This is a genomic window from Pantoea sp. RG18 (assembly GCF_025910075.1).
Lineage (GTDB): Bacteria > Pseudomonadota > Gammaproteobacteria > Enterobacterales > Enterobacteriaceae > Pantoea > Pantoea agglomerans.
In genome coordinates, this window is sequence record NZ_JAPCIL010000008.1 from 126,028 (window position 1) to 135,265 (window position 9,238).

Below are 9,238 nucleotides of genomic sequence, written 5' to 3' on the forward strand. Positions count from 1 at the left end.
ATAATAAAAATAACCCTTTCTGCTTTGTTAGATTTGATGAGCAGAATTTACGCTTTTTTACGTCGACCTGTTTATTTAATCAGTTAAATCGTTAAATAAAAGAGGCGGGCAGCGTAATACTGCCCGTGACTCATTTAACTTTTCGGCTTAATTGTCCGCGACGGTATAAATTACGGCGAATGCGGGTTAACCCGGGTTTTGGTTTTCTGGGTTCATCCAGCGAGGCTAAAACTAATTCCAGCACGCGCTCTGCCACGTCGCGATGACGCTGACCCACCGCCAGCACCGGACACTCAAGAAAGTCCAGTAATTCGTGGTCGCCAAAGGTGGCGATGGCCAGCTCGGTCGGAAGCCGTCCGTCTCGTTTCAGCGTCACATCCATCACACCCTGCAGCAGACCAAATGAGGTGGTAAAAAGCGCCTCCGGCATCGGGTGATCTTCAAGGTATTGTTCAAACAGTGCCGCGGCGGCTGTGCGTTCGAAGCTATTGCAGTAGATGTAGTCAATCGGCCGGGGATCGTCTTTCCATGCATCGCGGAAACCCAGCTCGCGCAGGAAACTTACCGACAGCTCGGGTAACGCACCGAGGAACAGCACATTTTTGACCTCAAGCTGACGCAGTTCAGCCGCCAGCATATGAGCATCGTCCTGATCGGCACCGACTACGCTGGTGAAATGTTCACGATCCAGCGCGCGATCTAACGCAATAATCGGCAGGGGATCGTTGATCCAGCGCTGATAAAAGGGATGCTCTGGCGGTAACGAAGTAGAGACGATGATCGCATCGACCTGCCGCTGTAACAGATGCTCAATGCAGCGCATCTCGTTATCGGGCTGATCTTCAGAACAGGCGATCAGCAGCTGATAGCCGCGCTGACGGGCCTGCCGCTCAAGATAGTTCGCAATACGGGTATAACTGGTATTTTCCAGATCGGGGATCACTAACCCAATAGAGCGCGTACGCCCGGCGCGCAGCCCGGCAGCCACCGCATTAGGGTGATAATTATGCTCACGTACCACCGCCATGACTTTCTCAACGGTTTTGTCGCTGACACGATACTGCCGCGCTTTGCCATTGATCACATAACTGGCCGTGGTGCGCGACACGCCTGCCAAACGCGCAATTTCATCCAGTTTCACGATAACCCCACCATCAAATCCGCTTTTACGGCAGAAATAGCCGCAGTTAAGCTATGGATAACTCATGGCTATCATCTAACAGCAGAAAAGTGCGCGGAGCAACCGCTTTTCTGAATGTAACTCGCCTGGCGCATAAAAAATAAAAAAACCCGGCATTTCGCCGGGTTAGGTGAGGATTGATGATGACGCTGCGTGATTAACGCATGATACGATCGCCGCGTGAAACGCCGACGATACCGGAGCGTGCCACTTCAACAATTTCGGCAACGTCGCGGACGGTACTCAGGAAGGCGTCCAGTTTGTCACTGGTGCCTGCCAGCTGAACCGTGTACAGCGTCGGCGTCACGTCGATGATCTGACCGCGGAAGATCTCGGCGTTACGCTTCACCTCTTCGCGGCCATAACCGCTCGCCTGAATCTTCACCAGCATGATTTCGCGCTCAACATAGGCGCCCTGCCCCAGCTCGGTAACGCGCAGCACATCTACCAGCTTGTGCAGCTGCTTTTCAATCTGCTCCAGCACCTTCTGATCGCCCACCGTCTGAATGGTCATCCGCGACAGCGTAGGATCATCCGTTGGTGCCACGGTCAGGCTCTCAATGTTATAGCCGCGCTGCGAGAACAGGCCGACGACACGGGATAATGCGCCGGATTCGTTCTCCAGCAGAACTGATAAAATACGACGCATAATTATGTCCTCTCCGTTTTGCTCAACCACATCTCATCCATGCTGCCACCGCGAATCTGCATCGGGTAAACATGCTCGCTACCGTCAACGGTGACATCCACGAATACCAGACGTCCCTTCGCCAGGGTTTCCAGCGCCAGCGCCAGCTTCTCTTCCAGCTCAGTCGGGTGCTCAATCGCGATCCCGACGTGGCCGTAGGCTTCCGCCAGACGCACGAAGTCAGGTAGTGACTCCATATAAGACTGGGAGTGACGACCGGAGTAGATCATATCCTGCCACTGCTTCACCATGCCCAGCACCCGATTATTCAGGTTCAGCACCAGCACCGGCAGATCGTACTGCAGCGCGGTGGAAAGCTCCTGAATGTTCATCTGGATACTGCCATCGCCCGTTACGCAGATGACTGTTTCGTCCGGCAGCGCCATCTTCACGCCCAGCGCAGCAGGCAGGCCAAAGCCCATGGTGCCCAGACCGCCGGAGTTGATCCAGCGACGCGGTTTATCGAAAGGATAATAGAGCGCAGCAAACATCTGGTGCTGGCCCACATCCGACGTCACATACGCATCGCCTTTGGTCAGACGGCTGATGGTTTCAATCACCGCCTGCGGCTTGATTTTGTCGCTGGTGCGATCAAATTCCAGGCAGTGACGACTGCGCCAGCCCTCAATCTCCTGCCACCAGTCGTGCAGGCTCTCAGCGCGCTGGCTTTCGCTTTGCGCCAGTAACTCCAGCATCTGCTGCAGTACCTGCTTCGCATCACCCACAATCGGGATATCCGCCGCCACCGTCTTAGAGATAGAGGTCGGGTCGATATCGATATGCATCACCGTGGCGTTGGGACAATACTTCGCCAGGTTGTTGGTGGTGCGGTCATCAAAGCGCACACCGATACCAAAAATCAGGTCGGTGTTGTGCATGGTCATGTTGGCTTCGTACGTGCCGTGCATACCGAGCATGCCAACGCACTGACGATGAGTGCCAGGGAACGCGCCCAGGCCCATCAGCGAGGTCGTCACCGGAATGTTCAGGCTTTCGGCCAGCTTTAACAGTTCTGCTTCGCAGCCTGCGGTAATGGCACCACCACCGGCATAGATCACCGGCTTCTTCGCGGCCAGCAACGTGGTCAGCGCACGCTTAATCTGACCTTTATGGCCCTGAATGGTCGGATTGTAGGAGCGCATGCTTACCGTTTCCGGCCAGTGATAAGGCAACTTGTTGGCCGGATTCAGAATATCTTTCGGCAGATCGATTACCACCGGCCCCGGACGTCCGGTGGAAGCCAGCCAGAACGCCTTTTTCAACACGGTTGGGATCTCTTCGGTACTTTTCACCAGGAAGCTGTGCTTCACTACCGGACGAGAGATGCCGACCATGTCGCACTCCTGAAAGGCATCATAGCCAATCAGCGACGAGGGAACCTGACCCGAGAGGATCACCAGCGGAATCGAGTCCATATAGGCGGTGGCGATACCGGTAATCGCATTGGTTGCGCCGGGTCCGGAGGTGACGAGCACCACGCCGACTTCACCGGTGGCGCGCGCCAGGCCGTCAGCCATGTGCACCGCACCCTGCTCATGACGCACCAGAATGTGATCGATACCCCCGACGGTTTGCAGCGCATCATAGATATCCAACACTGCGCCACCCGGATAACCGAATACCTGCTTAACGCCCTGATCGATTAACGAACGGACGACCATTTCGGCTCCTGACAACATCTCCATCTTCTGCCTCCAGGCTTGCGGACCCGGCTCTGTTAATACGCCCGTTAGCGCGTACCACAAAGCCCCGGTGCCTGCTTTGCCAATCAAAATCTTATGTTTATGCATGACAGCGGAAACAACTGCCGCTGTCCGGTTACAGAGAAATCTGTTGAGTTTATTTTTCTGAGAGTAGGTCGATTACCATAACCGCAGTTAACCGGGCAGGCAAACCGCAAACCCACGTAAATTAAAAGGCAGGGGCGTAAAGGCTCTGCCCGATAAGAATTGGCTGCGCGGATTAAACTAATTACGCGGCAGAACCGCAGAGGAAAATGCTGATTAAGAAATTATTTTCAGCGTGATCTAAGAAATAACGAAAACTTATTACCCGGCTGCCCTGGCCCACTATCGCCTGACACTTTTCTTTTCTGGCGTAATTAACCAGTAAATCGTTGAAGCGCATTCGATTATGCTAAAGAGCAGGTGATATATCCTGTATCCTCGCGAGACACCCTCCCGATAAAGTCTTTAATTTTCAACATAATAAAATCAAAGACCCGCAGAATCAGTGCTCATTCCCGGGTCGATTGCCTCCGCAGCCACTACGGCGCTGTTCATTACGCTGCCTGACCGTTAAATAACAGAATATCTTCCTCTGACACCACTAAGAATACCCCTGCATTGAAGGTTGACATCCCTGAGTGATTCCAGTACCAATATGTACAGCACAACATTTTATAAGGTTTGAATCCATGTTTCGTTCTGTTCGCCTTCTCGGTCTACTACTAAACGCACTCAGCTTGCGCGGTAGACTTGTGGGCGGAATCAAACACTGATTCAAACCTGCTGAAAGTTAAAAACCCGCGCCTGTCGCGGGTTTTTTTATGCTCGTTGCCAGGCCAGAAAAAGCATAAGGATGATTACGATGAGCCAGCAAGTCATTATTTTCGATACCACTCTGCGCGACGGTGAGCAGGCATTACAGGCCAGCCTGAGTGTGAAAGAAAAATTGCAGATTGCTTTAGCGCTGGAGCGCATGGGCGTGGATGTGATGGAAGTCGGTTTCCCGGTCTCCTCACCGGGCGACTTTGAGTCTGTGCAGACCATTGCGCGCACCATTAAAAACAGTCGGGTTTGCGGTCTGGCACGCTGTGTGGAAAAAGATATTGATGCGGCGTACGAATCACTGCGCGTTGCCGAAGCCTTCCGTATTCATACCTTTATCGCTACCTCGCCGATGCACATCGCCACCAAACTGCGCAGCACGCTGCCGGAAGTGATTGAGCGTGCGGTGCATATGGTGAAGCGTGCGCGTAACTACACCAGCGACGTTGAGTTCTCCTGCGAAGATGGCGGCCGTACCCCGATTGATGACCTGTGCCGGATGGTAGAAGCCACGATTAACGCTGGTGCCACCACCATCAACATCCCGGATACCGTTGGCTACACCCTGCCAGGCGAGTATGCCCACATCATCGGCGAGCTGATGAATCGCGTTCCTAACATCGACAAAGCAATTATCTCTGTTCACACCCACGATGACCTGGGCATGGCAACCGGCAACGCCCTGGCTGCCGTACAGGCGGGCGCGCGTCAGGTGGAAGGAACGATGAATGGCCTGGGTGAACGTGCCGGTAACTGTGCGCTGGAAGAGGTGATCATGGCGATTAAAACCCGCCAGCAGATCATGAACGTGCATACCAATATCAATCATCAGGAAATCTACCGTACCAGCCAGATGGTCAGCCAGATCTGCAACATGCCGATCCCGGCGAACAAGGCAGTGGTCGGCTCTAACGCCTTCGCTCACTCCTCGGGTATTCATCAGGATGGCGTGCTGAAGAACCGCGAGAACTATGAAATCCTGACACCGGAATCGATCGGCTTACACAAAATCCAGCTGAACCTGACCTCACGTTCTGGCCGCGCGGCGGTAAAACATCGCATGGAAGAGATGGGCTATGCCGAGCAGGATTACAATCTGGATACGCTGTATGACGCCTTCCTGAAACTGGCCGATAAAAAAGGTCAGGTTTTCGATTACGACCTGGAAGCGCTGGCCTTCATCAACAAGCAGAATGAAGAGCCGGAACATTTCCAGCTGCACGAATTTAACGTCCAGACCGGTTCCAGCATCACCGCCACCGCCTCTGTCAATCTGGGCTGCGGCGATGTCGCTAAATCGGATGCAGCTACCGGTAACGGCCCGGTTGACGCGGTCTACCAGGCGATTAACCGTATCACCCAGTTCGACGCCGAGCTGGTTAACTACAAGCTGACCGCGAAAGGCCACGGCGAGAATGCGCTGGGTCAGGTCGATATCGTCGTGAGTTACAATGGCCGCAAGTTCCACGGCATTGGTCTGGCGACCGATATTGTGGAGTCCTCCGCCAAAGCGATGGTCAACGCTCTGAACAATATCTGGCGTGCCCGTCAGGTTGAACAAGAATTGCAGCGCAAATTTAAAGATCAGAAGGAAACCGTATAACCATGTCCAGCTCATCTCATATCGCAGTTTTACCCGGTGATGGTATCGGCCCGGAAGTGATGGCGCAGGCTATGAAAGTGCTGGATGCCATTCGTCAGCGCTTTGATATGCAGATCACCACCCAGGAGTATGCGGTCGGCGGCATTGCTATCGATCAGCATGGTGAACCCCTGCCACCCGCAACGGTTGCAGGCTGCGAGCAGGCCGACGCGATTCTGTTTGGTTCCGTTGGCGGCCCGAAATGGGAGCACTTACCGCCAGCATCACAGCCGGAGCGCGGTGCGCTGCTGCCGCTGCGCAAACATTTTAAGCTGTTCAGTAACCTGCGTCCGGCTGCGCTCTACAGCGGACTGGAGGCGCTTTGCCCGCTGCGCGCCGACATCGCTGCCAAAGGTTTCGACATTCTGTGCGTGCGTGAACTGACCGGCGGTATCTATTTTGGTCAGCCGAAAGGACGTGAAGGCAGTGGCCCGGAAGAGCGTGCATTTGATACCGAGGTTTATCACCGTTTCGAAATTGAGCGCATCGCCCGCATCGCGTTTGAATCGGCGCGCAAACGTCGCAATAAAGTCACCTCAGTTGATAAAGCCAACGTGCTGCAGACCTCCGTGATGTGGCGTGAAATCGTCAACGAAGTGGCCAAAGAGTATCCGGACGTGCAGCTGAGCCACATCTATATCGACAACGCCACCATGCAGTTGATCAAAGACCCGTCGCAATTTGACGTGCTGCTCTGCTCCAACCTGTTCGGTGACATTCTCTCTGATGAGTGCGCCATGATCACCGGCTCGATGGGGATGCTGCCTTCCGCCAGCCTGAATGAAGCGGGCTTTGGCCTGTTCGAACCCGCGGGTGGCTCGGCGCCGGATATCGCCGGTCAGAATATTGCCAACCCGGTCGCCCAGATCCTGTCACTGTCGCTGCTGCTGCGTTACAGCCTGAATGCCGATGAGGCTGCCGACAGTATCGAACGTGCCATCAGCCGTGCGCTGGAACAGGGCTACCGCACCAAAGATTTAGCCGGTGATGGTCCAGCGGTCAGCACAGATGAGATGGGCAGCATCATTGCCCGCTTTATCGCCGAGGAAAAATAAAAAAATGAAAACCTTATACCAGAAGTTATTTGATGCACATGTCGTCCACGAAACGCCAGAAGAAACGCCGTTACTCTACATTGATCGCCATCTGATCCATGAGGTGACCTCGCCCCAGGCCTTTGATGGTCTGCGCGCCCACGGACGTAAAGTCCGTCAGCCGGGCAAAACCTTTGCCACTATGGATCACAACGTTTCTACGCAGACCAAAGATATCAATGCATCGGGCGAGATGGCGCGTATTCAGATGCAGGAGCTGATGAAAAACTGCGCTGAGTTTGGCGTACAGCTGTATGACCTGAATCATCCGTTCCAGGGTATCGTCCACGTTATCGGTCCTGAGCAGGGCATGACGCTGCCGGGTATGACGATTGTGTGCGGCGACTCGCACACCGCCACGCACGGTGCGTTTGGCTCGCTGGCCTTTGGTATCGGCACCTCTGAAGTTGAACATGTGTTTGCTACCCAGACCCTGAAGCAGGGTCGGGCAAAAACCATGAAGATTGAAGTGCTGGGCCAGGCGTCAACCGGCATTACGGCTAAAGATATCGTGCTGGCGATCATCGGCAAAACCGGCAGCGCAGGCGGAACCGGCTATGTGGTCGAATTCTGCGGTCCGGCGATTCAGGCGCTGAGCATGGAAGGTCGTATGACCCTGTGCAACATGGCGATTGAGATGGGTGCGAAAGCGGGCCTGGTGGCACCGGATGAGACCACCTTCAACTATCTGAAAGGTCGTCAGTTCTCGCCGCAGGGTGAGAAATGGGAGCAGGCCGTTGATTACTGGCGCACCCTGAAGTCTGACGAAGGCGCGAAATATGATGCGGTGGTAACGCTGCATGCTGAAGAGATTGCACCGCAGGTCACCTGGGGCACCAATCCGGGTCAGGTTATTGCCGTTGATCAGGTGATACCAAATCCGGCCTCGTTCGCCGATCCGGTTGAGCGCGCCTCAGCCGAAAAAGCCCTCGCCTACATGAACCTGCAGCCAGGCATCAAACTGACTGATGTGGCGATTGATAAAGTGTTTATCGGCTCCTGCACCAACTCACGTATTGAAGATCTGCGTGCCGCAGCCGCCATCGCCAAAGGCCGCAAAGTCGCGCCTGGCGTGGTCGCCATGGTGGTTCCGGGTTCCGGCCCGGTGAAAGCGCAGGCCGAAGCGGAAGGTCTGGACAAAATCTTCCTGGAAGCGGGCTTTGAATGGCGTCTGCCAGGCTGCTCAATGTGTCTGGCGATGAACAATGACCGCCTGAATCCGGGCGAGCGTTGCGCGTCAACCAGCAACCGTAACTTTGAAGGCCGTCAGGGCCGTGGTGGACGTACCCATCTGGTCAGCCCGGCAATGGCCGCGGCGGCTGCCGTAACCGGCCACTTTGCCGACATCCGTGAACTGACGACAGGAGCTTAAGTCATGGCGAATAAATTTACTCAGCACACCGGCATTGTTGCGCCGCTGGATGCCGCGAACGTCGATACCGACGCGATCATTCCCAAGCAGTTTTTGCAGAAGGTCACCCGCACCGGTTTTGGACAGCATCTGTTCCACGACTGGCGCTTTGAAGATGACGCGGGCACCGTGCCAACGCCCGGCTTTGTGCTGAACAAGCCTGAGTTCAAAGGCACCAGTATCCTGCTGGCGCGTGAAAACTTTGGCTGCGGCTCTTCACGTGAGCATGCGCCCTGGGCGCTGACCGATTTTGGTTTTCACGTGGTGATTGCGCCGAGCTTCGCGGATATCTTTTATGGCAACAGCTTCAACAACCAGCTGCTGCCGGTGAAGTTAAGCGAAGAGGAAGTGGATGAGCTGTTCAGACTGGTTGCGGACCAGCCCGGCATCAGCTTTACGGTAGACCTGGAAGCGCAGACGGTCACCGCTGGCGATAAAGTCTATTCGTTCGAGCTCGACAGCTTCCGCCGCCACTGCATGATTAACGGCCTGGACAGCATCGGCCTGACGCTGCAGTACGAAGCCTCCATTTCGCAGTATGAGCAGAATCAGCCCGCCTTCCTGCGCTAATTGAGTAAAATCAGGGCGACATTGGGTCGTAATGCTGATCAGTTAAGATTAGATTTGTAAAGGCTGTCACGGTCAAACGTGGCAGCCTTTTTTCTGGCCGAGCA

At 54.8% G+C, this 9,238-nt stretch carries 8 protein-coding genes; 5 read left to right on the plus strand and 3 right to left on the minus strand.

Features of this window, described 5'->3' with window-relative positions; all coding sequences use genetic code 11:
• Positions 1-130: 130 nt before the first annotated feature.
• The 3 genes from cra to ilvI all read right to left on the minus strand — a co-directional run bounded on the left by cra (position 131) and on the right by ilvI (position 3,553).
• Positions 131-1,141 (minus strand): catabolite repressor/activator, encoded by a 1,011-nt coding sequence (cra, locus tag OK409_RS11155; protein ID WP_010253851.1) that lies wholly within the window; start codon positions 1,139-1,141, stop codon positions 131-133.
• 196 nt (positions 1,142-1,337) lie between these two features.
• Positions 1,338-1,829: an acetolactate synthase small subunit gene (gene ilvN, locus OK409_RS11160; protein WP_003854770.1), complete on the minus strand. Its 492-nt coding sequence runs from the start codon at positions 1,827-1,829 to the stop codon at positions 1,338-1,340.
• Between the two features lie 2 nt (positions 1,830-1,831).
• On the minus strand, positions 1,832-3,553 hold the full coding sequence (gene ilvI / locus OK409_RS11165) for an acetolactate synthase 3 large subunit (protein WP_264367059.1): 1,722 nt from the start codon (positions 3,551-3,553) through the stop codon (positions 1,832-1,834).
• Between the two features lie 731 nt (positions 3,554-4,284).
• Between ilvI and leuL the strand changes: the two genes are divergently transcribed.
• The 5 genes from leuL to leuD all read left to right on the plus strand — a co-directional run bounded on the left by leuL (position 4,285) and on the right by leuD (position 9,134).
• On the plus strand, positions 4,285-4,368 hold the full coding sequence (leuL, locus tag OK409_RS22535) for a leu operon leader peptide (protein ID WP_099257765.1): 84 nt from the start codon (positions 4,285-4,287) through the stop codon (positions 4,366-4,368).
• Between the two features lie 89 nt (positions 4,369-4,457).
• Complete coding sequence (leuA, locus tag OK409_RS11170; RefSeq protein ID WP_010253843.1) at positions 4,458-6,020, plus strand: 2-isopropylmalate synthase; 1,563 nt, start codon at positions 4,458-4,460, stop codon at positions 6,018-6,020.
• Between the two features lie 2 nt (positions 6,021-6,022).
• A complete protein-coding gene (gene leuB, locus OK409_RS11175; RefSeq protein ID WP_264367060.1) occupies positions 6,023-7,114 on the plus strand; it encodes a 3-isopropylmalate dehydrogenase in 1,092 nt (363 codons plus the stop codon).
• A 4-nt stretch (positions 7,115-7,118) separates the two neighbouring features.
• Positions 7,119-8,525 carry a 3-isopropylmalate dehydratase large subunit gene (gene leuC, locus OK409_RS11180; RefSeq protein WP_010671818.1) on the plus strand — a complete coding sequence of 469 codons (1,407 nt, stop codon included), beginning with the start codon at positions 7,119-7,121 and terminating at the stop codon, positions 8,523-8,525.
• 3 nt (positions 8,526-8,528) lie between these two features.
• Positions 8,529-9,134, plus strand: a complete 606-nt coding sequence (gene leuD / locus OK409_RS11185) for a 3-isopropylmalate dehydratase small subunit (RefSeq protein ID WP_264367061.1) — start codon at positions 8,529-8,531, stop codon at positions 9,132-9,134.
• Positions 9,135-9,238 lie beyond the last annotated feature (104 nt).

Bases quoted from the DNA above. Each gene is read 5' to 3' on its own strand.
- leuC (WP_010671818.1), top strand. From the start codon at position 7,119: ATGAAAACCTTATACCAGAAGTTATTTGATGCACATGTCGTCCACGAA.
- ilvN (WP_003854770.1), bottom strand. From the start codon at position 1,829: ATGCGTCGTATTTTATCAGTTCTGCTGGAGAACGAATCCGGCGCATTA.
- leuA (WP_010253843.1), top strand. From the start codon at position 4,458: ATGAGCCAGCAAGTCATTATTTTCGATACCACTCTGCGCGACGGTGAG.
- ilvI (WP_264367059.1), bottom strand. From the start codon at position 3,553: ATGGAGATGTTGTCAGGAGCCGAAATGGTCGTCCGTTCGTTAATCGAT.
- leuD (WP_264367061.1), top strand. From the start codon at position 8,529: ATGGCGAATAAATTTACTCAGCACACCGGCATTGTTGCGCCGCTGGAT.
- leuL (WP_099257765.1), top strand. From the start codon at position 4,285: ATGTTTCGTTCTGTTCGCCTTCTCGGTCTACTACTAAACGCACTCAGC.
- leuB (WP_264367060.1), top strand. From the start codon at position 6,023: ATGTCCAGCTCATCTCATATCGCAGTTTTACCCGGTGATGGTATCGGC.